The sequence below is a fragment of the Parafrankia soli genome (assembly GCF_001854695.1).
GTDB lineage: Bacteria > Actinomycetota > Actinomycetes > Frankiales > Frankiaceae > Parafrankia > Parafrankia soli.
This window is the reverse complement of sequence record NZ_MAXA01000113.1, coordinates 84,386-106,411: the sequence shown is the minus strand read 5'-3', so window position 1 is coordinate 106,411 and position 22,026 is coordinate 84,386. Positions and strand designations below refer to the sequence as shown.

General features: G+C 72.2%; 20 protein-coding genes, 1 tRNA gene and 1 pseudogene. 5 read left to right on the top strand and 17 right to left on the bottom strand.

Annotated features, from left to right (window positions below; all coding sequences use genetic code 11):
- Positions 1 to 15: 15 nt before the first annotated feature.
- The 4 genes from BBK14_RS10900 to BBK14_RS38840 form a co-directional block, all read right to left on the bottom strand.
- Complete coding sequence (locus BBK14_RS10900; protein WP_157904238.1) at positions 16 to 2,346, bottom strand: vWA domain-containing protein; 2,331 nt, start codon at positions 2,344 to 2,346, stop codon at positions 16 to 18.
- 1,027 nt (positions 2,347 to 3,373) lie between these two features.
- Complete coding sequence (locus BBK14_RS10895; RefSeq protein ID WP_071061550.1) at positions 3,374 to 4,660, bottom strand: vanadium-dependent haloperoxidase; 1,287 nt, start codon at positions 4,658 to 4,660, stop codon at positions 3,374 to 3,376.
- A gap of 254 nt (positions 4,661 to 4,914) precedes the next feature.
- A complete protein-coding gene (locus tag BBK14_RS10890; RefSeq protein WP_071061548.1) occupies positions 4,915 to 5,178 on the bottom strand; it encodes a hypothetical protein in 264 nt (87 codons plus the stop codon).
- Between the two features lie 87 nt (positions 5,179 to 5,265).
- The gene (locus BBK14_RS38840; protein ID WP_131625913.1) at positions 5,266 to 5,511 is read right to left on the bottom strand and encodes a hypothetical protein; all 246 of its coding nucleotides are present in this window, start codon (positions 5,509 to 5,511) and stop codon (positions 5,266 to 5,268) included.
- Between the two features lie 61 nt (positions 5,512 to 5,572).
- On the opposite strand from BBK14_RS38840, the gene BBK14_RS42785 reads away from it, so the two are divergent.
- Together BBK14_RS42785 and BBK14_RS10880 are read left to right on the top strand one after the other, a co-directional pair.
- On the top strand, positions 5,573 to 5,827 hold the full coding sequence (locus BBK14_RS42785) for an ATP-binding cassette domain-containing protein (protein ID WP_198541234.1): 255 nt from the start codon (positions 5,573 to 5,575) through the stop codon (positions 5,825 to 5,827).
- Positions 5,828 to 6,409: 582 nt separating this feature from the next.
- Positions 6,410 to 6,820, top strand: a complete 411-nt coding sequence (locus BBK14_RS10880) for a hypothetical protein (protein ID WP_071061544.1) — start codon at positions 6,410 to 6,412, stop codon at positions 6,818 to 6,820.
- 143 nt (positions 6,821 to 6,963) lie between these two features.
- Here the strand turns inward: BBK14_RS10880 and BBK14_RS10875 are convergent.
- The 4 genes from BBK14_RS10875 to nadD form a co-directional block, all read right to left on the bottom strand.
- A tRNA-Ala gene (locus BBK14_RS10875) sits at positions 6,964 to 7,037 on the bottom strand.
- A 53-nt stretch (positions 7,038 to 7,090) separates the two neighbouring features.
- Positions 7,091 to 7,840 carry a histidine phosphatase family protein gene (locus BBK14_RS10870; protein WP_071061541.1) on the bottom strand — a complete coding sequence of 250 codons (750 nt, stop codon included), beginning with the start codon at positions 7,838 to 7,840 and terminating at the stop codon, positions 7,091 to 7,093.
- Positions 7,837 to 8,271, bottom strand: coding sequence for a ribosome silencing factor (rsfS, locus tag BBK14_RS10865; protein ID WP_071061538.1), 435 nt, complete (start codon positions 8,269 to 8,271; stop codon positions 7,837 to 7,839). Before rsfS ends, BBK14_RS10870 begins: the two co-directional genes overlap by 4 nt.
- A 210-nt stretch (positions 8,272 to 8,481) precedes the next feature.
- Positions 8,482 to 9,099: a nicotinate-nucleotide adenylyltransferase gene (nadD, locus tag BBK14_RS10860; RefSeq protein WP_020462717.1), complete on the bottom strand. Its 618-nt coding sequence runs from the start codon at positions 9,097 to 9,099 to the stop codon at positions 8,482 to 8,484.
- Positions 9,100 to 9,295: 196 nt separating this feature from the next.
- On the opposite strand from nadD, the gene BBK14_RS10855 reads away from it, so the two are divergent.
- Positions 9,296 to 9,883: an SDR family NAD(P)-dependent oxidoreductase gene (locus tag BBK14_RS10855; RefSeq protein WP_338045451.1), complete on the top strand. Its 588-nt coding sequence runs from the start codon at positions 9,296 to 9,298 to the stop codon at positions 9,881 to 9,883.
- 19 nt (positions 9,884 to 9,902) lie between these two features.
- Here the strand turns inward: BBK14_RS10855 and BBK14_RS10850 are convergent.
- Positions 9,903 to 11,098, bottom strand: a pseudogene (locus tag BBK14_RS10850) (RNA-guided endonuclease InsQ/TnpB family protein).
- A 28-nt stretch (positions 11,099 to 11,126) separates the two neighbouring features.
- On the opposite strand from BBK14_RS10850, the gene BBK14_RS10845 reads away from it, so the two are divergent.
- Positions 11,127 to 11,405 (top strand): Rossmann-fold NAD(P)-binding domain-containing protein, encoded by a 279-nt coding sequence (locus BBK14_RS10845; protein ID WP_071061536.1) that lies wholly within the window; start codon positions 11,127 to 11,129, stop codon positions 11,403 to 11,405.
- Here BBK14_RS10845 and BBK14_RS10840 read toward each other — a convergent pair.
- A complete protein-coding gene (locus BBK14_RS10840; RefSeq protein WP_241831388.1) occupies positions 11,366 to 11,950 on the bottom strand; it encodes a winged helix-turn-helix transcriptional regulator in 585 nt (194 codons plus the stop codon). The genes BBK14_RS10845 and BBK14_RS10840 overlap by 40 nt on opposite strands.
- A 206-nt stretch (positions 11,951 to 12,156) precedes the next feature.
- Here BBK14_RS10840 and pgm point away from each other — a divergent pair, with 206 nt between their 5' ends.
- A complete protein-coding gene (pgm, locus tag BBK14_RS10835) occupies positions 12,157 to 13,809 on the top strand; it encodes a phosphoglucomutase (alpha-D-glucose-1,6-bisphosphate-dependent) (RefSeq protein ID WP_071061532.1) in 1,653 nt (550 codons plus the stop codon).
- Here pgm and BBK14_RS10830 read toward each other — a convergent pair.
- The 7 genes from BBK14_RS10830 to proB form a co-directional block, all read right to left on the bottom strand.
- Positions 13,746 to 14,699: a PucR family transcriptional regulator gene (locus tag BBK14_RS10830; RefSeq protein WP_071061530.1), complete on the bottom strand. Its 954-nt coding sequence runs from the start codon at positions 14,697 to 14,699 to the stop codon at positions 13,746 to 13,748. The two genes, pgm and BBK14_RS10830, sit on opposite strands and share 64 nt — an antisense overlap.
- A 258-nt stretch (positions 14,700 to 14,957) precedes the next feature.
- Entirely contained in the window at positions 14,958 to 15,434 is a 477-nt protein-coding gene (locus BBK14_RS10825; RefSeq protein ID WP_071061528.1) for a VOC family protein, read from the bottom strand.
- Between the two features lie 130 nt (positions 15,435 to 15,564).
- Positions 15,565 to 16,824 (bottom strand): DUF4349 domain-containing protein, encoded by a 1,260-nt coding sequence (locus BBK14_RS10820; RefSeq protein ID WP_241831387.1) that lies wholly within the window; start codon positions 16,822 to 16,824, stop codon positions 15,565 to 15,567.
- A gap of 192 nt (positions 16,825 to 17,016) precedes the next feature.
- The gene (locus tag BBK14_RS10815) at positions 17,017 to 18,444 is read right to left on the bottom strand and encodes a vWA domain-containing protein (protein ID WP_071061526.1); all 1,428 of its coding nucleotides are present in this window, start codon (positions 18,442 to 18,444) and stop codon (positions 17,017 to 17,019) included.
- A gap of 20 nt (positions 18,445 to 18,464) precedes the next feature.
- The gene (locus tag BBK14_RS10810) at positions 18,465 to 19,379 is read right to left on the bottom strand and encodes an AAA family ATPase (protein WP_071061524.1); all 915 of its coding nucleotides are present in this window, start codon (positions 19,377 to 19,379) and stop codon (positions 18,465 to 18,467) included.
- Between the two features lie 170 nt (positions 19,380 to 19,549).
- Positions 19,550 to 20,806 (bottom strand): glutamate-5-semialdehyde dehydrogenase, encoded by a 1,257-nt coding sequence (locus BBK14_RS10805; protein ID WP_020462726.1) that lies wholly within the window; start codon positions 20,804 to 20,806, stop codon positions 19,550 to 19,552.
- A gap of 101 nt (positions 20,807 to 20,907) precedes the next feature.
- Positions 20,908 to 22,023: a glutamate 5-kinase gene (gene proB / locus BBK14_RS10800; RefSeq protein ID WP_020462727.1), complete on the bottom strand. Its 1,116-nt coding sequence runs from the start codon at positions 22,021 to 22,023 to the stop codon at positions 20,908 to 20,910.
- Positions 22,024 to 22,026: the final 3 nt, after the last annotated feature.

The window sequence follows — 22,026 nt, the reverse complement described above, 5'->3', positions numbered from 1 at the left end:
GGCTCGCTATCCGGATCAGTCGAACAGGTCGTCGTTACGGGGCGAGCGGCCACCGCCGGGCGGCGGCTCCGGGCTCGCGGGTGGGTTGAAGCCGCTCGGTGCGGGGCGCTGCGACGGGCCGCCGGGGATCCAGGTCGTCACCTCGGACTGGTCGGCCCCCGACACCGGGTCGTACGAGCCGGCGGGCGCGGAGGCGCGGCCCGCGCCGTGGCCGGCCCACGAGTCAGCGCTCCCGCGATGATCACCGGCCCGCTCGTACAGGTCGTCGCTGCCCGGGACGGTCGAGAAGGGCTGGTCGTCCCGTACGGCGGCGGTCACGGTCAGCGCGAGGCCGGCCTCGATCTCCACCGGCATCCCCGCCGAGATGTCGCGCGTCGTCCCGTCCGCGGTCCTCAGCTGCAGGACCCGGTGCCGGTTGCGGGTCACCGCGTACCCACCGCCGCCTCCGTACGAATGGTCGAGATGCGGGGCGACGCCGGTCGCGTCGAGCACCACGAACGGGAATCGGCTACCGGTGTCCGACCGGGCCTGCAGGTGCCCCATCGGCTGACCGCCGCGGCTCAGGTACACGGTGACGTCACTGACGTCGCGGACCCTGCGGTCGGTCTGGCGCAGCCAGGCGGCGAGCAGCAGCAGCGCGAGCACCACCGCCAGGGCCAGCACCCACAGCCACCAGAACCGCTCCAGCAACGACGCGGGACGRCCGACGTCCGCGTTGAGGCGGGACCACGCGAGCACGGTGGACGGGTTGGCGGCGTCGACCAGGATCACCGTCCCGCTGGTGGCGCCCAGCGCGGTGTCCTCGCCGAAGGTGACGGTGAGCCGGTGCTCGCCGCGGCCGCGCTGCTGGCTGGCGATCGTCGCCGGGTCGATCGTCGCGCGCGCCCCGTTGCTGAGATTGCGCAGCTGGAGCGAGAGGGTGCGGGCCTGCCCGTCGGTGTTGTCCACCACGACCGAGCCGGTCAGGCTGCCGCCGGGCGCCACGTGGCCGCGGCCGAGCTGCAGCGACGCGGTGATCGGGCTGGCCTGGGCCGCCACCACCGTCGTGTAGACGGTGGACGCGCCGACGACACCCGGCCCGTCGATCGTGCCGACGAAGGTCAGCGCGCCCTTGGCGTCCGGCGGGACGGTGATGTGCCCGCTGTACTCGGCGTCGCCGGCCACGGCGTCGCCCTCGCGGCCGTCGTTGGTCAGCCGCACGGTCTGCTGTTCGATGCTGTCGCCGGACATCCGCACGCCGAACTGGATGCCGTCCAGGGTGTCGGGGTCGTCGATCGCGCCGTCGCGGGTCTGCAACTGGACGCTGACGACGGCCTGCTGCCCGGGCTGCGGCACGGGCGGGTTGAGACCGACCACTGCCTGGAGCACGCCCTGCCACATCGCGGCGGCGCCGACGATCTGGCCGGGCGGCACGTCGGCCGGGGCCGTGAGCCGGATCTTCCAGGTGCCCGGCCTGGGGTTCTGCACCCGCAGCGACTCGACCGTGCCGTTGGCGGTGCTCCGGGTGAAGATCGAGCCGTCGAACTCCCTGGTGTCGCCGACCTCCTTCCCGTTGGGGTCGACGTAGCTGACCTCCACCCGCGAGTCGCCCTTGATGACGGCGATGACCCCGTCGGTGCTGATCTCCGGAATGGAGACGGTCAGCTCGACCGGCGACCCGGGCGAGAGCTTGCCGGTGTCGAACTCGGTGGTCTGGGCGCAGCTGGCGCTGCCGATCGCCTCGAACAGCGAGCGCGCCACGACGTCCGGCGAGGTCACCACCCGCGCCTTCGGCTGGTTGTCTGGCAGGTTGTTGCAGGTCTGCTGGGCACCGCCGGCGGCGAACCGGTCAAGCGCGGCCTGGTCGGCGTCACCGAAGCCGAGCGGCCAGATCTGGACGCCGTTGCTCCGGGCGGCCGCGACCTGGCTGTCGACCCGGCGCTGCGCCTCGGTGTTGCGTGCCCCCGGCTGGCCGTACTGCGGGCTGTTCGCCACGTCGAGCCGGCCGTCGGTGAGCAGGAAGATGAAGGAGGGCCGGCCCTCCTGCGCCCGCCCGAGGATGCTCAGCGCCTGGGTCATGGCCGCGGCGTGGTCAGTGTCGGCGCCCTCGGACGGCTCACGGCGGTGCAGGCGGTCGATGCAGTCGACGAAGAACTGCTGTTTCGCAGGCTCCGCCTTCGTCAGCGGGCAGTAAACCTCGACCGCATGCTGCCCGGCTTCGCCGTTCGAGCTGCCGAAACCCACCACCGCAATTTCCGAATCGGGGGTCAGCGAACTGAACGCGAGCAGCTGGGCGGCTTCTTTCTCACGCCGCACCGCGTCGTCGTCCAGGCTGCCGGACTCGTCTACGAGGATCACGGCACGCATGGCAGCCGGACCGACGGACGCGGCCGAACCGGCGCCGGCCGGCGGCCGCCCCGCCGCGGCGGCCGCGGGACCTGCGATACCGGTCGCCAGTAGGCCGGCCACCACCAGGAGACCGGCGAATACCGCCGCTACGCGCGACCGGCGGGACAAGGCAGAACGTGGCCGTGGACGGCCCCCGAACGATCCCGAACCCATGCTGACACGACTCCCCCCAAGCCACGTTCAGACTGACATCCGGCCAGCGACGGCAGCAACACCTCAGGCCACCGCGGACCGCACGCCTTTCGCGGCACAATACCCATGCTGACCGTTGTTTTCGAGGCGCGGGAAGCCGCTGGTGCGTGCGGTGTGAAACGCCACCCGGCGCCATCCGTCACGAGGGCCGCGCCCACCGCGCGGCAGCCACGACCCGCGACCGATGGCCGCCCGTCGTCACGATGTCCACTTGCTGCCAGCAGGACGGGCCACCGCGGAGCCCCCGACCGACACCGCCACCCGACCACCCCCCACCTGCCGGCGGAGTAGGCCGAAGCTGTCGCGGAGCAGCGTAACGGGCCACCACACGAGCAGGTCTCCAGTTGAGCGGAACATGTCCGTGGAACCGGACCGCGAAGTTATCACCAGTCAATACCTCGCCATCCAACACCGACAACTCCGCAGGAACAAGAAACTCCACGGAGCATCGACGGTACACCGGGCGGCACCCACTCTTGTCGCGGCCATCGCAATGTGACCGGAGCGTCACCAGGGGGCCGGCCCGCGCGACTCCTCCGCCCTGTGTCGCCACCACGCGGCCACCAATGTGGCCGCGTTGAGGAATGCCGAGAAATGGCGGTGTTCAGGAGCGGGGGCGCCATGGCACCCCCCGCGCATTTCCGGATCGGCATACGACGGTAAAGCGGTCCGGCCGATCGGGTTCAGGTTGCGACCGCGACCACATATTGCCTGCTCAGGGGCTGCAAAGGGCACCGCCGCAACCACCGGGCAACCCGGCGCCGGGTACCGCTTGCCGCGCCGTGCGGGCCGGTCAACGCCGCGGGCGGAAATAGTTCCTGGTCGCGTAGGCAGTCACCTTGGCTCCGGTCTTCGCGCCCTCGGTGTCGGCCGACCGAGTGTGGATGCCACCCCAGACGCGAGCCTCGATCACCTCGGCGATGGCATGGGAGAAACCACGGAAGTAGCGGGTGGTACCCGAATCAGCACTGTACGCACTGAACGGGATGTCGTCCCGGCCGAAGAAGAACGCCAGCGTCGACATGCTCGCCGTCGTGAAGCAGGTGTGCCCGGACGTGAAGTCGGGGTGTGGCGGGGTGACGAGCAACGGTGCCCAGGTCGGGTCGGCGGTGGTTGCCGGGTTGCCGTCGGTGTCGGCCAGCTGAATCGCGGTGACCGGCCGCCAGGACGTCCAGGCCGCCTTCTCGTTGAAGCAGGCGATCGTCGCGTCGGCCTCGGTGAGGTCGACCATCGCGAACATGCGGGCCGTCTGCAGGGTGCTCAGACGGCGGCCCGTGGCGAGCTGGCGCTTGATCTCCCATTCACCCAGGTGCCGGTCGTGCCACCAGATCGCCGCCTGGGTCTGGTCGAGCGTCCTGGTCGTACTGTTGACGGCGCCGATCGTTTTGACCTCGTTCAGGTCCCGGGCGTAGCGCTCGGAGGTCAGCGCCGGCGGCCCGGCCGAACGGAACATCGACGCGCTCGGGATCAGGAACGGCTTGAGGTTCGCCACCCAGGCCGTGTCGGAGGCGAAGGTCGGCGGGGTCGGCCGCCACTGGCCGGGCTGGGTGCCCACCGGCCAGGTCGGATTACCGAAGGCCCCGTCGTTCTGCCGAGCACTGATCATCGCCGCGGCGGTCTGGCCACCCACGGCGGTCCCGCTCCGCTTCGCCGCGTCATCGGGAAGGTTCGCCATCCACTCGTCGTACTGCGTCTGCAGCCGCGGCCGCTGGGCCGGGAACAGGGAGCTGAGTACCTGGAAGGCGGCGGTCGCGACGGCGGCGTCCGTCGACTCGCGCCCGCTGGCCCGCGGGGCGAGGAGATAGGGCTGGTAAGGCCGCCCGGCGATGGCGTTCACCGCGTCATAAACGGCTCCGTGCACCATCGCGAAGCTGCGTGCCTGGACCTGCGGCTGCTGGCCGGCGACGTCCCAGATCGCGGTCTGCGCATTACGGTCCCAGATGATGACGGCATTGGTGGATGTGTTCTCACCGGCCGCCCGCGCGGCCGGGAGCCCGGCCGCGACCGGTAACGCCGCGGCGAGGACACCGACAACGGCCGTACACACGACTCCACGGCGGGCGCGCACCCAACGTGCCATGACTGACCCCCTTGCTGGCAGTCAACCAAACCGACTGCCGCATTGACGCGAGTCCGCCGTGATGAGACACGCCTCGTCGCGCGCGCGTGCCCCGCACCGACCGAACGACGAGGAAGTCGACGGTGGTCCGGCAGCTATTCGGGTCATCATGGCACCGCACCGTCAGGTGCGTCCGGAATTGCCGCACAAAACGATGTTCTGCCTGGTCGCCGGCCGCGCCCACCCGGTGGCCGGCGGGCGGGCGCGGCCGGCCCTCACAAAACCCCGGACCCGCGCAGGATGCCCAGGGCCACGATGAGGGCCGCGACGACGTAGACCACGGTGCCGAACAGGCCCAGGCGGCCGGGCTCGGCCAGGTTGTTGTCACGGGGCCAGGTGCACTCGCACGCGACCTTCACGGCGCTCCCCCCGACAGCCCAGCCCGCGGCGATCAGCGCGACGTCGGCCGCGGTGACAAGCGCGTCGAGACTGTCGCTCGTGGGGGCGGTGAGGGTGACCGAAAGGGTGTGCTCGGGCATCAGGCCGGCCCCGTTCCGGGGATTCCGGGGGTAATGCCGCCGATACCGGAACCCACGGCACCGGAAAGGGCGGTGATAGACGGCGTCTCAGGCACGGGTTGCCCTTCTGGGGTGTACCCGATCGGCAATGGCACGCAGCGCGAGCCGCAGGACGCCCTGGCCATCGAGGTCGCGTATGGCAAGCGCCACGCGCGCCGAATGCTCCGACTCTTCGACACAGGCGCATTTCGGCGAGTCGAAGCCGAGAACGCCGTGTGCCTCGTCCAGGGCTGCCCGGCAACCAGAACTCCTGCTGCCGCGGGCCGAAACGGTGTTGACAGAATAGCTGTTCATCCTGTGGTCACTATATGGCACCGACCTTCACCCGCCCCACCATTGAGCAGGTGTCCGTAAGGTGTCCACCATTCGCGGGTTGCATTCTTCCGGGAAGGCCGCCCCGGCACCGGCCCGAGCCCGCCGCCGGGCGACACACCCGGGCCACGCGACGTCCGCGCCCGGGCCGCTGGCCTGCACCCGTGTCGGGGAGGCGGGTGCACGCCTGTCCGGTGGCGAGCACCAGCGGGTGTCGATCACCCGGGCGCCGCTCAAGCGGGCCCCGATCGTCCTGCTCGACGAGGCGACGGCCACGCTCGACCCGGCAGAAAACTAAGATTATGTTCGTGGTGACACGAGGAGTCCCTTCGAACGCGCCAAACAAGATCATTTTTTGGATGCTGATAGGAGCCCTCTCAACTGCTGGCTGCTCAGCGTTGCCCGTCTCATGGCCGGAGGCGGGATGCACGGACCGGGACAACGAACTTGCCGCAAGGTTGAACAACCTCGCCGTACTCGACCTGCATCCTGCTGGCGCAACGGTCCAAGAACAGGGATTTGGCTGCAGCGAAAGCTCCGGCGCAACATATGCGGGGCGCACATACCGGCCGGCGGGTACGACCGATGGAGTGATGGAGTTCTACCATCGCACCGTGCCCGCGGCCGGCTGGAAGCTGGAGCACGTCGACAATCGCCCGGTCGATCCCGGCGAACCTATGCACATTGGATCAAGCCGATGCTACTCCAAGTCCACCGAAGGCAGCACCGTTTTTCTGACCATATGGTTTCCGGACGACTCCGGTGAGGATGGGAACGACTCACCAGGACCAGGGATCCGTCACTTCAGATTGGACGTGACGGCGGGCAGGGACGGCATCTCGACCTGCTGACACTCTACTTTCGACGCCGACGGAGAACGATGTATGCCCTCGTCCCGACACGGACGCGCGCGGCCAGCGCGGTCGCCTTTGCCTGCCTGACCGCACTACTCGGCGGCTGCGGGTCCTCATCCTCGGAGCCCGCCGCCGGAGGCGAACCGCGCCGCGGCGAGGGTCTGGTCAGCAACGAGCGGCCGGGGCCTGCGGTCGCTTACAAACTCTCCACGCACTGCGGTATCACGGAGGCGCGTTACCAGGACCGCTACTACGAACTCGTCCCGCCGCTACACGACGGTAACGGCAACCCGCCGGCCGGTTGGGGCAACCCGGTCCAGCCGGGAACGCTGACACCGGCCAGCGATACAGAAGTCGTCTTCACGGACGACGCCGGGCATCGCGTGGCCTTCGCACTGCGGCCCGGCGCCACCACATGGAAGCGGCTCTGCGACTGACTCGCCTGCCTGACGCGCGGGTCAGCGCTGGCGGCGATGGTTCGCGTCCTCGACGCTGTCAGCGACCCGCTACGGCAGACTGCCCGAAAAAGAAGCGAACCCCCGTCAGACTTCCGACAGGGGTTCGAACATACCTACTATTGTGGAGCTGAGGGGATTCGAACCCCTGACCCTCACACTGCCAGTGTGATGCGCTACCAGACTGCGCCACAGCCCCATATTACGACGTACTATTTATATCTTACTCGACCGCAACCGGTACTTGCTGTCTCAACCGCTTGCTGGTTGCGTCTGCGAGTGTACAGGTTCCGTGTCGCTTGTCGTCGGGGCCTCCTGCGTCGGCAGGATCGCCTCGGCTGGTGGGTGGGAAGCTGTGCTCCCCGGTCCGACGCTGACGACCTTATCAGGCGCCGCGGCGACTGTGGCGAGGGGTCCGGTGTTGTGCTCCACCAGCCGAAATCCGCCCGGCTCGCGCCGCAGCATCGACCAGCGGCAGTTGCCCAGCGGGCCGAACACCCACCAGTTCTGGACGGGCACGCCGAGGACACGCCCGAGGAGCGACCGGGCCGTCCCCCCGTGCAACACGAAGACGACGAGGCCGCCGGCGGTGACCGGCAGACCCTCGGCGACGATGTCGTCGAAGACGGCGCCGGCCCGTGCGCCGACCTCCTCGTACGTCTCGCCGCCGCCGCGGCGGACGTCCTCGCCGCGGCGCCAGGCGGCGTCCTCCGCGGGGAAGCGGGCGGCGGCCTCGGCGCCGGTGAGCCCGGACCACGCCCCCAGGTCGATCTCGCGCAGCCGCGCGTCGGCGCGGACGGGCAGGCCGATCCGCGCCGCGGTCTCCCGGCAGCGGCGCAGGTCCGAGGAGACCACGAGCTCAGGGTTGAGAGCCCTGATGAACGGGCCCACCAGCTCGGCCTGCCGCTGGCCGGTCGAGTCCAGGGACGGATCAGCGTGGCCCTGGAACCGCCCCGCGTCGTTCCAGGACGTCCGCCCGTGCCTCCAGAGCAGCAGCCTCACCGCGGCTCTGCCGTACCGCCGCCCGCGCCCGCCACGCCACCCGTGGCCGCGGTGGCCACCCCGGCGCCGACGGTGGCGTCCACGAACGGGATGACCGGGCAGTCCTTCCACAGCCGTTCGAGGCTGTAGTAGACCCGTTCCTCGGCGCGCAGCACGTGCACGACGATGTCGGCGAAGTCGAGCAGGACCCACCGGCCCTCGCGCTCGCCCTCGCGGCGCAACGGCTTCGCCCCCAGCGCCCGCAGCTTCTCCTCGATCTCGTCGACGGCGGCCTTGACCTGCCGCTCGTTCTCGGCCGACGCGATGACGAAGCAGTCGGTGATCGTCAGCCGCTCGCTCACGTCGAGGATCAGAATGTCCTGGGCGATCTTGTCGGCGGCGGCCTGGGCGGCGGCGAGGGCGAGCTCGGTGGCTCGCGGTGAAGCGGTCACGCTGGTCGGTCTCCAAAGCGGGTTAGGTGCGCGCCCTGGCGGGGCACTCGGCCGGGCGTTGACACCGCCCGATCGGAGCACCCCGGCGGGAGCGCCGGCCGCCCGCTGTCGGACGGCCGTATCAAGCGTGACACACCCACGGGAGTGCCGGCGAACATCCGTCCCGCGATCGGGTCGAATGTTCCCCGGCGCCGGGTCCCCGGGCTCGGGTCACCCGGGGTCGACGGGGGGCGGGCCGACGGCCGACCGCGGGTCGTACAGCCCGCGTTTGGCGATGTAGCGGACGACGCCGTCCGGGGTCAGGTACCAGATGGGGGCGGCCCGGGCGACCCGCTGGCGGATGTCCGAGGAGGAGATCGCGAGCGCCGGCACCTCGAGGAGGCTGACCGACTCGTCGGGCAGGCTGGCGTGGCGACGCAGGTGGTAGCCCGGCCGGGTCACTCCGATGAAGTGCGCCAGCCCGAAGAGCTCGGTGTGGTCCCGCCAGGTGAAGATCTGGGCGAGGGCGTCGGCGCCGGTGATGAAGAACAGCTCGTCACCCGGCCGCTGCCCGCGCAGGTGCCGCAGCGTGTCGATGGTGTACGTCGGGCCGCTGCGCTCGATGTCGATGCGGCTGACGGTGAACCGCGGGTTCTCGGCCGTCGCCAGGAAGGTCATCAGGTAGCGGTCCTCGGCGGCGGAGACCTCGCGGTCGACCTTCTGCCACGGCCGCCCGCTCGGCACGAAGACGACCTCGTCCAGGTCGAAGAGCGCCGCGACCTCGCTGGCCGCGACCAGGTGCCCGTTGTGGACGGGATCGAACGTCCCGCCCATCACGCCCAGTCGCACGTGGGGACACTAACTCCGCGCAAAGTCGTGGCGCCTCGTCCAGAGCGCTCACGGCGGGATGTCCTGCGTCACTCCCCAGCTGAGTTTCAGTTTCCAACTCAGAACCCTACGGTGATCCGCAGGGACGGAGCGCGGGCGATGGCGAGGATCAAGGGATCAGTCGTCCTGGTGACCGGGGCGAACCGGGGACTGGGGACTGGGGCGGGCGTTTGTCGAGGAGCTGCTGGCCCGGGGTGCCGCGAAGGTCTACGCGGCCGCGCGCGACCCACAGTCGGTCCAGACCCCGGGCGCCGTACCGATCCGGCTGGATGTCAACGACCCGGCCCAGGTGGCCGCGGCGGCCGAGGCGACCGGCGACGTCGACATCCTGATCAACAACGCCGGCAGCTCGACCGGCGCGTCGGTGCTCACCGGGGACGTCGACGACATCCGCCTGGAGCTGGAGACCCACTTCTTCGGGCCGCTGCGCACGGTCCGCGCCTTCGCCCCGCAGCTCGCGCGGCACCGCGCCGGCGCCGGCGCGGCGGGTGACGGCAACGCGAACGGGAACGGGGCCGGCGCCGGCGGTGCGGGAGCCACGGGGCACGCGGGCGCGTCCGGTGGGGCCGTCCTGTCGGCCCTGTCGTGGTTGGCGGCGCCGACGAGCGGGGGCTACTGCGCGGCGAAGAGCGCCGCCTGGTCGCTGACGAACTCCCAGCGGCTGGAGCTGGCCGACCAGGGCATCGCCGTGACGGCGCTGCACGTCGGCTACATGGACACCGACTTGACGTCCTCCCCCGCGTGAACGCGGGGGATTCCAACTCCTACACACCCTCCAGAGGAGGTGTGGAGTGTTGAGGTTCGCGGTTTGCGGGCGTGACCGACGTCGCCCCTCCCCGCGCGGTCACGGCCCGTCCAGCCGCGATGTTGCATGCCGCGTTCACGTCCGCGTTGGCCGTATGCCCGCAGGCGACGCACCGGAACACCGCTTGGCTCTCGCGGTTCCCGGGCGCCACATGCCCGCAGGACGAGCAACGCTGACTGGTATAGGCGGCCGGGATCTTCTCCACCCGGCCGGTGCTTTCTGTTCCAACCGCCGGGCAAGCAGACCCCACCCGTTGGCGAGGATGCCCCGGTTCAGTCCGGCTTTCTGGCGAACATTGCGGCCCGGCTGTTCGGCAGTGCCTCGGGCCGACCGGGTCATGTTCGTGATGCGGAGATCTTCCACCCGGATGACGTCGAACCGGCGGGCAAGATCGGTGGAGGTTCTCTCCACCCAGTCTTTCCGCCGGTCGGCCTCCCGGGCCTTCACCCGGGCGATCCGGGTCTTCAGCCGGCCGCGCCGGTTCGACCCGCGTGTGGCTTTCGCCAGCCGGCGCTGGAGCCGGCGGAGTCGTTCGGCTTCCTTCGGTCTCAGCGTCGGGCAGGACAGCAGCTCCCCAGTGGACAGCGCCGCGGACACGGCGACACCCCGGTCCACACCGACGACCTCACCGACCTCGCCGGTTCCCGGTGCGGGGACCGGGTCGGGTGCTACGGCGAACGCGACATGCCAGCGGCCCGCCCGATCCCGGGTCACCCGGTACGACCTGAAGTCCGGGATCGTCCGCGACACGCGGAACCTCACCCAGCCGACCTTCGGGATCCAGCATCGGGACCACTTCCGGTTCAGCGTCTCGACCCGTGCGTTCTTCCCCACGATCTGGAAACCCTCGGGCCGGCCACGTTTCCGGAAGGTCGGGCGGCGGTGCGAGCCGTTGAAGAAGTTCCGCATAGCCTGGTCGAAGTCTCGAAGCGCCTGCTGCTGAACGGTCTGCGAACCGGCTCGCAGCCACTCGAACTCTGCCCGCGCTTCGGTCAACTGCCGGCAACGCTCCGCATGGTTCGGCGGGTTTCCCCGGCCGGGCGTCCACCATGACTGCTGTTCGACCGCGAGATTCCAGACAAAACGCGCGTGCCCGCAGTGCTCCTCCATTCCGGCGACCTGTTCGGCTGCCGGGTCGAGCCGGTAGCGGGACATGCCCTCATTCTACCGAAAGGATTCGATCATGCGGCCCAGTAAGGGGCGCTGTTTCCTCGCCGGGCCTGAAGGCCGGGGTATCCACGGCGAGATCCCGATGACCCGCGCCGTCCAGGCGCCGAAGTCGGACCCGGCCACCATCGCGGCGCTCGCGCTGGACGGCGTCGAGGCCGGAGCCGCCGAGGTCCTCGCGGACGACACGAGCATTCACATCCGGGCGGCGCTGTCGGGTGGGCTCACCGACCTCTATCCGGCGCTCGCCGAGCTCTACTCCTCGCGCGAGCCCGTGGCCACGCTGGCGGGCTGACCAGCCCCGCCCACCGCGTCCACCGGCGGACGGCCCTCCGGCACACTCACGGCCGGCTGGGCCGCCTCCGGGCCGGCCTCGATGCGGGGCCAGCCCGGCCCGGGGGTGGAGACGACGTCGCGGACGTCGATCTCCGCCCCGGCGCCGTCGACGAAGGCCACCCGCACCGGCTCGCCGCCCACCGCGGAGCGGTACACCGTGGCCGGACCGTGGCCGGAGGGCCGGTGCGCGTCGCCCCACTGCTGCAGCGACCCGAGCACGAGGCGCAGGTCGTGGCCGGCCGGGGTGAGGTGGTAGCTGTACCGCTCGCGTGACCCGGGCTCGCGGTAGGCCTGGCGTTCGAGCACCCCGGCCTCGACCAGCGTGCGCAGGCGGACGGTCAGGACGTCCGTCGCGATGCCCAGCGCGTCGCGGAACTCGGCGAAGCGGGTGCGCCCGCGGAACGCCTCGCGGACGACCAGCAGCGTCCACCGCTCGCCCAGCACCTCGAGGCTGCGGGCGATGGAGCATCTCGCCCCGTCCGGCGGGGCCGCCGACCTTGGCACGCCGATCACGATACGTCGCCATCCCGCCCGCTGGCCAGGCCACGGCCCTTCCCCCTCCCCCTCCTCGCCTGGGGCCGACGGCCAGAGCCACAACGAGTGACAGGGCGACGGGGCGAACGTCGCGGCACGCGGCACTAGGCTGGCCGGGGAGCCGAACGATCCGATGCCGAACGATCCGATCGAGCCCGCCCATATGGAGCCCGCCCATGCCGAACAGCCCGCGCGCGGGTCAGCCCGCCGCTCCCGACGAGCTCATCGACCCGCGGGCGCTGCTCGCCGCCTACCACGACGTGCGTCCCGACCCCGCCGACCCGGCCCAGCGGGTGGCGTTCGGGACGTCCGGCCACCGCGGCAGCGCACTGCGGGCGTCATTCAACGAAGACCACATCCTGGCCACCACACAGGCGATCTGCGAGCACCGGGCGGCCGCCGGGGTCAGCGGTCCGCTGTTCATCGGCGTCGACACGCACGCGCTGTCCGCGCCGGCGCTGGCGAGCGCCCTCGAGGTCCTGGTCGCGAACGGGGTGGACGTCCGCGTCGCGCCGGCCGGTGAGGCCACCCCGACACCGGTGATCTCGCACGCGATCCTCGCCCACAACGGGCACGGGGGCGCCGGCGGGCCCGGGGGGCTCGCCGACGGCATCGTCGTGACGCCGTCGCACAACCCGCCGGCCGACGGCGGCTTCAAGTACAACCCGTCGCACGGCGGTCCCGCCGACACCGCGGCCACGAGCGCGATCCAGAACCGGGCGAACGCGCTGCTCGAGGCGGGTCTCACCGGGGTCGCCCGGGTCCCGCACACCCAGGCGCTGGCGGCGGCGACCGTGTACGACTTCGTCAGCGCCTACGTGGCGGACCTACCGAACGTCGTCGACCTCGACGCCATCCGCTCGGCCGGGGTCCGCATCGGCGTCGATCCGCTCGGCGGAGCGAGCGTCCTGTACTGGCAGGAGATCGCCGAGCGGCACAAGCTCGACATCGAGGTGGTGAACACCGCGGTCGACCCGACGTTCGGCTTCATGACGCTGGACTGGGACGGCCGAATCCGGATGGACCCGTCGTCACCGTTCGCGATGGCGTCGCTGCTGCGGCTGGCCGGGTCGTTCGACGTCGCGCTGGCGAACGACGCGGACGCCGACCGGCACGGGATCGTCACCCCCGGCGCCGGCCTGCTCAACCCGAACCACTACCTCTCGACGGCGATCTCCTACCTGTTCGCGCACCGGCCGGGCTGGCCGGCGGGCGCCGCGGTCGGCAAGACGCTGGTCAGCTCCGGCATGATCGACCGAGTCGCCGCCGATCTCGGACGCGGGCTGGTCGAGGTGCCGGTCGGCTTCAAGTGGTTCGTCGACGGCCTGCTCGACGGCTCGCTCGGTTTCGGCGGCGAGGAGAGCGCCGGCGCGTCGTTCCTGCGCCGCGACGGCCGGGTGTGGACGACGGACAAGGACGGCATCATCGCCTGCCTGCTGGCCGCCGAGATGACCGCGACGACCGGCCGTGACCCCGGTGTTCTCTACACCGAGCTGACCGGGCGGTTCGGCTCCCCCGCCTACCGGCGCGTGGACGCCCCCGCCACCCCGGCGCAGAAGAAGATCCTCTCCGCGCTGACGCCCGAGGTCCTGGGCGCGACGACGCTCGCCGGGGGCGCGGTCACCGCGGCCCTGTCGGCCGCGCCGGGCAACGGCGCCCCGATCGGCGGCGTGAAGGTGGCGACGGCCGACGCGTGGTTCGCCGCGCGCCCGTCCGGCACCGAGGACGTCTACAAGATCTACGCCGAGAGCTTCGCCGGCCCGGATCACCTGGCCTCGGTGCTCGCCGAGGCGCAGGTCCTCGTGGACGCCGCGCTGGCCCGCGGGTAGCCGGCCACCCCGACCGCCCCGGCCAGGCCAGCCCGGCCGTCGGGAAGGTCCCCGGTCGGGAAGGCGTCACCGGCCGGAAGCGCCGCCACCAGCTCGCGGGCGACGACGGCGGCGTGCAACCGCCACATCCGCTCCGGCGGGTCCCCGTGCAGGCCCAGGAGCTCGCGGACCCGGTCCATCCGGTAGCCGACCGAGTTGCGGTGCATGTGGATGCGCGCGGCGACCGCGGCCCGGCTGCCGTTCGTCTCCAGCCAGGCGGCGAGCGTGGCCAGCAGCTCGGGCCGGTCCAGCAGCGGCCCGAGCTCGGCCCGGGCGAACGACTCCAGCCGCGCCCGCGGGACGGCCAGCAGCAGCCCGGCCAGCCCGGTGTCCGAGTGCAGGAGCTGCACGCCGTCGCCGCGATGGCGCAGCAGCGCGAGCACGGCCCGTGCCTCGGCGAGCGACGATGCCGTCTCGGAGGTGTCCCGGCCGTCGCCGACGACCATCCGCCCGGCGGCGGCGAGCACCGGCCGGTCCGATCCGACGGCAGCGGCCAGGCGGGATCGCACCGCGGCCAGCTCCCGGCCGACGTCGGCGGCGTCACCTGCCAGGACCGCCCACCCGAGCTCGCCGAACGCCCCGTCCCGGCGCACCGGGACGTCGAGCGCGGCCAGGGCGGCGCCCCACGCGTCGCGGCGGGCGCCGTCGTAGTGCAGCACCACGGCGGCATGGGGACGGGTGAGATCCACACCGGAGCACGCCGGCCAGGGCGGCTCAGCGGCCGGCTGGGCCCCGCCGGCACCGGCCTGCCGAGCGACGGTCTGCCGAGCGACGGTCTGCCGGGCGACGTCGGTCATCCCGAGGCCACCGATCGCCGGCACGTCGTGAACGGCCGGACTCGGAGGTGTCACCTGGCGTCACGTCCTTTCGGGGGTCCGCAGGATCCCCGCGATGGCGGCTCTCGACGCGCGGTGACGAATCCCCCACAACCAGGCGATCACCGGCTGCCCGCGTCGAGCGCCCCGAATAGAGCCTTATGGGTCTCATGTGCAGGTTATCGAGCGGGCAGCCCGGATGATTCCGCTCCCCCACCCCACCGGACCGGCCCCGCTCCCCGTCACGCACCGTGATCACCGGACGAGGCCACGTCAAGGCGCGGCGCCGGACGGTCAGCCGCGCGGCCCCCACAGGTCACGCACCGTCGAGAAGACCCGCTGGCCGTGGCTGATCTCGATCACGTTGCCGTCGGGGTCCGTCAGCGCGCACACGTAGCCGACCGGGTCCGGCAGGTCCTGCGGCTCCCAGTGCAGGCAGCCGGCGGCCCGGGCCCGCGCCGCCGCGTCGTCCACGTCAGCCCGGCGCGGGACCTCGATCCCGAGGTGCGCGAACGGCGTCATGATCGGATGCCGGGCGCCGCGCTCCCGGACGAAGTCCACCAGCACCAGGACGAACGGCGTCCGCCACTGGCCCTCGTTGGAGAGCCAGGCGCTACGGCCGGCGGCGTCCTCGCGGACCGCCACGACGACCAGCGGGGTCATCGACGTGTAGAAGACGATCGAGGCGTCGAGGTCGCTGGAGGGCAGGGCGACGTGCGTCCAGCGGGCGCTGGTCAGCCCCGATCCGGATTCCTCGCCTGCCTCGGGCATCCCGGCGCTCCCGTCCGCGGCCGGCGACCGGCACCGACACGGACGTGTCGGTGCCGGTCGCCGGCGGCCTGCGTGTGCCCGTCCATCGTGCCGCCCCGGACCCCTTCCGTGCCAGAGCGCACCGGCCCGCTTACGACCCCGCCGAGTCCCGCGGCGGCGCGGGCGGGGCCGGGGTCGTCGGGATCCAGCCCCACCGGCGCGCGATCCGGACGGCCCCGTAGACGCACGCGGCGACCAGGCCGACCAGCGCCAGCGGGCCGAGCAGCGCGATGATCTCCTCGATACCGCGGACGAAACGGTTCCAGGATGTCCGCGCGGCAGCGACCAGCCCCGAGTCGTCATCGTCCGGCCCGGGTGCGGGGTCCGCTCCGTCCTCGGCGATCTGCACCGTCAACGTCGCGAGGTCGCTGGCGTCGGCGAGGACCATCCGCTGGCCCTCGATCTGCTCGATCTGGATCTGCACGCCGTCGATGGCCTGCTGCACCGACAGTGTCTCCCCCACCGTGGTGGCATTGGAGAGCAGCGTCGTGTAGGCGGTACGGGAGGCCTCCAGCGCGCGCTTGCGCGCCTCGAGATCGACGTACTCCCCGGTCACGTCGCGCGAGGACATCGTCGACGCCGACACCGTGCCGATCCGGCTCAGGCCGGACCGCAGCTCGTCGAACGACTCGCTCGGCACCCGCAGGGTCACGGTGGCGTACTGGCTGCCGTCATCAGTGGTCGACGGAGTGCCGCTGACCTCGCTGGACTCGGTGTACCCCGCAAGCCCCCGCGCCGCCGCGGAGAGATCCTGGACCGCCTTGTCCACGGCACCGGCCGGCACGGACAGCGTGGCCGTGCCGTTGCGGACGATCCGCGGCTGGGCGCCGGCGGGCCGGGCGGGCTCGCCGCCGGTGCCGCCGGGCCCGCCCGGGACGGTCGACGGCGCTCCCGCGGCGATGCCGTCTTCCCGGGCCGCACCGGGCGCCGGCGACGGCGCCGACGCGCTGGAGTCCGCCGACGTGCCCATCTCGCCGGGTGTACCGGGCTCGGACGCCGGCATCGGGACGGCCGCCGTGTCCGCCGAGTTCGTGCCGGCGCCGTCCGTTCCGGCGGCGATGAAGCCCACCCCGAGGATCACGACGAGCAGCGCGCCCGCGCCGAGGATCAGGCGCCGGCGGCGGCGCGGGTCCGGCATGGCCGGCAGGCGGGACGACCAGGGCCGCTCGTTCCGGCCGGGCGCCCCGAACGGACCGGGAGGGGCAGCCGGACCGGGAGGGGCGGCCGGACCGGGCTGCCCCGGCTGCCCGCCCGCGGCGGTGCCTGCGGTCGTCGGTTCACCCGGATCGGCCTGTCCGGTCGCGTCGGTCGGACCTGTCGGCATGGTCGTCGCCGTCGTTTCGGTCGCCATGGCGGCACCCCTCCGTCCGGCCTGCGCGGTCACCCGCGCGGGCGTCGGCGGTCACACCATGCGCCCGCCGTCGAAGGGTTGGACGCAGCGGCCCGGCGATCGGTTCACCCCGAAAGCGCCGGAAACGTCAAATCTCCCACAACGGCGCGACCACGCCGAGGCGCCTCAGGTGGGGCTTCAAGGCGGGGCGCCTCAGGTGGGTAGCAGCCGCTCGATGAAGTGCTGGAGCTGCTCGACGTTGCGGCACTCGACCATCTCGTCGACGAGGTCGGCGTAGGCGGTGGTGGCCGAGTCGCCGGAGCCCCAGTAGCTGCGCGGCTCCGGGTTCAGCCAGTAGGAGTGCCGGGCCTGCCCGCACAGCCGGCGGAACACCGCGGCCGAGGTGGCCCGGTAGTTGTTGCGGGCATCCCCCAGGACGAGCAGCGACGTCCGCGGCCCGACGGCGTCCGGGTACTTCTCGGCGAAGACCTCGATCGCGTGGCCGTAGTCGCTGTGGCCGTCGAACCAGACCAGGTCGGCCTCGGAGGCGATCCGGGCCATCATGTCGCCCAGCTCGAGCCCGCGCAGGAAGCGGGTGACCTCGTCGGTCGTGTCGATGAACGCGAACGCGCGGACCTTGGAGAACTGCTCGCGCAGCGCGTGCGTGAGCATGAGGGTGAAGTGCGCGAAGGAGGACACCGATCCGGACACGTCGCACAGCACGACAAGCTCGGGCTTGTGCGGCTTGTGCGGCCGGTGCTTGGTCTCGATCGGCACGCCACCGGTCGCCAGCGACGCCCGGACGGTGCGGCGGAAGTCGAGCCGGCCGGCCCGGCCGAGCCGGCGCCGCGCCGTCAGCCTGGTCGCCAGCCGGCGGGCGAGCGGATACACCTGGCGGCGCAGCTCGACCAGATCACGCTGGGAGGCGCGCAGAAAGTCGACCTGGTCGGCGAGCGGCTTCACCGCGGTCCGCTCGACGGCCTCGATGCCACGTTCCTCGGCCATCCGCCGGCGGACCTCGGAGGAGATCATCTCCTCGAACGCCCGGATGCGGTCGGCGATCGTCTGCCGCGCGATCCGCTCTTCGAGGCCGCCGCGATCGTCGTCACCGAGCATCGCGGCGAGCAGGTCCGCGATGAGTGTCTCCGGGGACATCGCCCGCAGCACCCGGTAGATGAAGTAGCTGCGCTGCCCCGGCCCGTTCTGCGCCGCGCCGAAGGCGCTGACCGAACGGCGGGCCAGGTCGCGGAGCTTCTCGTCGTCGCCGTCGAGCAGCGCGTCGCGGAGCTGGTCGCGCATGGCCCGGCGCAGCGCCTCGATCTCCTGCGGGGTCAGCTCGGACGGGTCGCCGTTCCGCTGCTCCCCCGGCTGCTGCTCCCCGGCGGGCCCGCCCTCGTCGGGCAGCACGACACCGTCGCCGATCCGCGGCGGAAAGTACAGGTCGAACAGCGAGTCGAACGCGCTCCGGTACAGCGGGCGCTTGCACATCGTCGCGGCGAACGCGGCCCGCAGGGCGTCCCGGTCGGCCCAGCCGATGGCACCGACCGCCCGCGCGGCGTCCACCGTCTCGGCGCTGCTCACCGGGACGTTGGCGCGGCGCAGCGCGGCGGTGAACTCGACGGTGCGGTCGAGCAGGTTCATCGGGACCTCCCGGTCCTGCGTCAGTTGGCGCCGAGCTTGAGCTGGCTGATGGCGCGGGCCTGGTCGCTGGCGTGCTTGAGGACCACGCCGAGGGTGGAGGTGACGGCGGCGTCGTCCATGGTGTCGAAACCGAGCGCGAGAACGGTCTGGCCCCAGTCGATCGTCTCCGCGATCGACGGCGCCTTCTTGAGCTCCATCGCCCGCAGCGCGCGCACGATCCGCACCAGCGACTCGGCCATCTTCTCCGGCAGCTCGGGCACCCGGGCGAGGACGATCTCCTTCTCCCGGGCGGCCGAGGGGTAGTCCAGGTTCAGGTACAGGCAGCGGCGCTTGAGCGCCTCCGACAGCTCGCGGGTGGCGTTCGAGGTGAGGATGACGAACGGCCGGCGGGTCGCCTTCACGGTGCCCAGCTCGGGGATCGTGACCTGGAAGTCGGAGAGCACCTCCAGCAGCAGGCCCTCCACCTCGACGTCGGCCTTGTCCGTCTCGTCGATGAGCAGGACGGTCGGGTCGTCCCGCCGGATCGCGGTGAGCAGCGGACGGGAGAGGAGGAACTCCTCGCTGAAGATGTCGTCGTGGGTCTGCTGCCAGCTGGCGGTGCCAGCGGCGGCGTCCCCGGCGGCCTCGCCCGTGGCGCCGGAGGCCGACTGGATGCGCAGCAGCTGCTTCTTGTAGTTCCACTCGTAGAGCGCGCGGGCCTCGTCCAGGCCCTCGTAGCACTGGAGCCTGATCAGCTCGGCGCCGACCGCCGCGGCCAGCGACTTGGCGAGCTCGGTCTTGCCGACACCGGCCGGCCCCTCGACGAGCAGCGGCTTGCCCAGCCGGTCGGCGAGGAAGACCGTGGTGGCGATCGCCTCGTCGGCGAGGTAGCCCGTCTCCCGGAGCCGCTCCCGGACATCAGCGACGTCTGCGAACGCGTATCCCTGCAACGACATGGCCACCTTCCGGTCCAGCGCCTAGCACCACCACGGTCCATAGTGCCAGTGGTTGGCAGCACATGACGGATTGACGAGGGATGACGGGCTTCCGGAGTGCTCCGGAGTGCTCCGGAGACGGCTGTTCMGGCCTCCCGGAAGGCCACCCGCAACGCCCACGCGCCGCCCGGTCACACCAGGTGGCCGTCCCCGATGCCCACCCAGGTCGTCGAGGTCAGCTCGGGCAGGCCCATCGGCCCGCGGGCGTGCAGCTTCTGCGTGGAGATGCCGATCTCGGCGCCCATCCCGAACCGCTCGCCGTCGGTGAAGCGGGTCGAGGCGTTCACCATCACCGCGGCGCTGTCGCAGGAGGCGACGAACCGGCGACTCGCCGCCAGCGACCGGGTCACGATCGCCTCGGTGTGGCCGCTGCTCCAGCGCCGGATGTGGTCGAGCGCCTGGTCCAGCGAGTCGACGACCCCCACCGCCATGTCGAGCGAGAGGTACTCCGTCGCCCAGTCCTCGTCGGTGACCGGCACGGCGGACGGGTCGACCGCGCGCACCGTCTCGTCACCGTGCACGGTCACGCCCGCGTCGCGCAGCGCCGTCAGCACCCGGGGCAGGAACTCCGCGGCGATCCCGGCGTGGACGAGCAGGGTCTCGGCCGAGTTGCACACCGACACCTTCTGCGTCTTCGCGTTCAGCGTGATGGCCAGCGCGGTGTCGACGTCGGCGTCGACGTCCACGTAAACGTGGCAGTTACCGACGCCGGTCTCGATGACCGGAACCGTCGACTCCTCGACGACCGCGCGGATCAGGCCGGCCCCGCCGCGCGGGATGAGGACGTCCACCAGGCCGCGCAGCCGCATGAGGTGCTTCACCGAGTCGTGGTCCGCCCCCGGGACGAGCTGCACGCCGTCGGCCGGCAGCCCCGCGGCCACCGCCGCCTCCCGCAGGACGTCCACCAGCACCCGGTTGGAGTTCAGCGCCGAGGCGCTGCCCCGCAGCAGCACCGCGTTGCCGCTCTTGATACACAGGCCCGCCGCGTCCACCGTGACGTTGGGCCGGGCCTCGTAGATGATCCCGATGACGCCGAGCGGCACCCGGACCTGGCGCAGCTCCAGCCCGTTGGGCAGCACCCGCCCGCGGACGACCTCACCGACCGGGTCCTCGAGCGCCGCGACCTGGCGCAGGCCGTCGGCCATCGCCTCGATCCGCTCCGGGGTGAGGGTCAGCCGGTCGACCAGCGCGGCGGACGTGCCGGCGGCCCGCGCGGCGGCGGTGTCCAGGGCGTTCGCGGCGAGGATCTCGGCGGACCGGTCGAGCAGCGCCGCGGCCATGCCCAGCAGCGCGGCGTCCTTCGCCGCCCGCGACAGCGGGGCGAGCTGCCCGGCGGCCTGCCGGGCTCGGACCGCGCTGGCGCGGACGTCCTCCGCAGAGGTGTTCATGACCGAATTCCTCCCGACTGTCCGCGACGGCCGGCGCGGACGCGGGCCCGGCGTCGACGGCGCGCCGCTGTGCGCCGTTCCCTGAGGCTACCGGCGGCGGGTCAGCGACGGGTGAGGAGCAGGACGAGGTCGTCGCGGTGGACGACCTCACGCTCGTAGGACGGGCCCCGCTCGGCCGCCAGGTCCATCGTCGAGCGGCCGAGCATGCCCGGCAGCTCGACGGAGTCGAACTCGACCAGCCCACGCGCCACCGGACGGCCCCGCGGGTCGACCAGGTCGACCGGATCGCCGGCGGAGAAGTCCCCCTCGACCTTCGTGACCCCGGCCGGCAGCAGCGAGGCCCGCCGGTCCACCACCGCGGCGACCGCGCCCTCGTCCAGGTGCAGCCGGCCCTCGGGAGCGGTGGCGTGGGCCAGCCAGAGCAGGCGGGACGGCCGGCGCGGGCCGGTCGGGTGGAACACCGTCCCGATCTCCTCGCCGGCCAGCACCGCGGCCGCGTTGGCCGCAGAGGTGACGACCGTCGTGACGCCACCGGACGCCGCCATCCGCGCGGCGTCGATCTTCGTCGCCATGCCACCGACACCGACGCCGGCCGCGCCGGTGCCGCGGGCGGTCAGGCCGTCGAGATCGGCGTCCGAGCGGACCTCGCGCACCATGCTCGCCGGCCCCAGCCGCGGGTTCGACTCGTACACGCCGTCGACGTCGGAGAGCAGGACGAGCAGGTCCGCGGAGACCAGGTGGGAGACGATCGCGGCGAGCCGGTCGTTGTCACCGAACCGGATCTCCTGGGTGGCGACCGCGTCGTTCTCGTTCACGATCGGCACGACACCGAGGGCCAGCAGCCGCTCCAGGGTCGTGCGCGCGTTCCGGTAGTGCGTCCGCCGGATCACGTCGGTGGCGGTGAGCAGGACCTGGCCGACCCGGTGCCCGGCCCGGCCGAACGCGCCGGCGTAGCAGTGGACGAGCGAGCTCTGGCCGACGCTCGCCGCCGCCTGCAGAGTGGCCAGGTCACGCGGCCGCCTGGTCAGCCCGAGCGGGGCGAGACCGGCGGCGATCGCGCCCGACGACACCAGCACCAGGCTGCCGGCCCGGCCGGCGACGGCCGCGACCAGCGCCTCGACCCGGTCGGCGTCCAGCCCACCGGCCGCCGTGGTCAGCGACGACGAGCCGACCTTGACGACGACCCGGTTCGCTTCGGTGACGAAGGAACGGACCACGGC

What these genes read in the sequence shown, in the direction of transcription:
- BBK14_RS10895 (WP_071061550.1), bottom strand. Translation starts at nt 4,660, where the DNA reads ATGGCACGTTGGGTGCGCGCCCGCCGTGGAGTCGTGTGTACGGCCGTT.
- BBK14_RS10890 (WP_071061548.1), bottom strand. Translation starts at nt 5,178, where the DNA reads ATGCCCGAGCACACCCTTTCGGTCACCCTCACCGCCCCCACGAGCGAC.
- BBK14_RS38840 (WP_131625913.1), bottom strand. Translation starts at nt 5,511, where the DNA reads ATGAACAGCTATTCTGTCAACACCGTTTCGGCCCGCGGCAGCAGGAGT.
- BBK14_RS10880 (WP_071061544.1), top strand. Translation starts at nt 6,410, where the DNA reads ATGTATGCCCTCGTCCCGACACGGACGCGCGCGGCCAGCGCGGTCGCC.
- BBK14_RS10845 (WP_071061536.1), top strand. Translation starts at nt 11,127, where the DNA reads ATGCGGCCCAGTAAGGGGCGCTGTTTCCTCGCCGGGCCTGAAGGCCGG.
- pgm (WP_071061532.1), top strand. Translation starts at nt 12,157, where the DNA reads ATGCCGAACAGCCCGCGCGCGGGTCAGCCCGCCGCTCCCGACGAGCTC.
- BBK14_RS10825 (WP_071061528.1), bottom strand. Translation starts at nt 15,434, where the DNA reads ATGCCCGAGGCAGGCGAGGAATCCGGATCGGGGCTGACCAGCGCCCGC.
- BBK14_RS10820 (WP_241831387.1), bottom strand. Translation starts at nt 16,824, where the DNA reads ATGGCGACCGAAACGACGGCGACGACCATGCCGACAGGTCCGACCGAC.
- BBK14_RS10815 (WP_071061526.1), bottom strand. Translation starts at nt 18,444, where the DNA reads ATGAACCTGCTCGACCGCACCGTCGAGTTCACCGCCGCGCTGCGCCGC.
- BBK14_RS10810 (WP_071061524.1), bottom strand. Translation starts at nt 19,379, where the DNA reads ATGTCGTTGCAGGGATACGCGTTCGCAGACGTCGCTGATGTCCGGGAG.
- BBK14_RS10805 (WP_020462726.1), bottom strand. Translation starts at nt 20,806, where the DNA reads ATGAACACCTCTGCGGAGGACGTCCGCGCCAGCGCGGTCCGAGCCCGG.